1 pseudogene is annotated in these 443 nt (G+C 84.9%); it reads right to left on the reverse strand.

The features are described from left to right. A pseudogene (locus AAHH18_RS18255) lies at window positions 1–406 on the reverse strand (hypothetical protein); the annotation flags it as partial. Window positions 407–443 lie beyond the last annotated feature (37 nt).

The raw sequence follows: 443 nt of genomic DNA on the forward strand, positions 1-443 counted from the left end.
CGCCGGCCAGCCCGGCCAGCAGCGCGGCGTCGGCGTCCGCCGCGCGGGGGTCCTCCGCCAGCGGCGCCGCGTCGCCGTGCCGGGCGCTCGGCGAGCCGACCACGACCAGCAGCACCACCCCCGCCGGGACGTCCGGGACGCCCCGGGCGTCCGGCGCGTCGCCGCCGGGGTCGCGCGGGAGCTCGACCACGTCGACGGCGGCCGTCACGCCGGCGGCGCACAGCAGCGTCAGCGCGACCGACGCCGGCACGTCGGCGCGGCGGGCGGCGGGCCCGGACGGTGCGTCCGCGCCCGCACCGAGGCCGGCCGCACCGAGGCCGGTCGCGACCGGGTGGCGCAGCGTCCGGTGCGCGTGCCCCGGTGCGACGACGAGCACCGGGGCGGACGCGGCCCGCCCGGCCGGCACGCCGGCAGCCCGCCCGGCCGGTACGCCGGCGACCGGC

It is taken from the genome of Cellulomonas olei (genome assembly GCF_039548315.1).
In the GTDB taxonomy this organism is placed as follows: Bacteria; Actinomycetota; Actinomycetes; order Actinomycetales; family Cellulomonadaceae; genus Cellulomonas.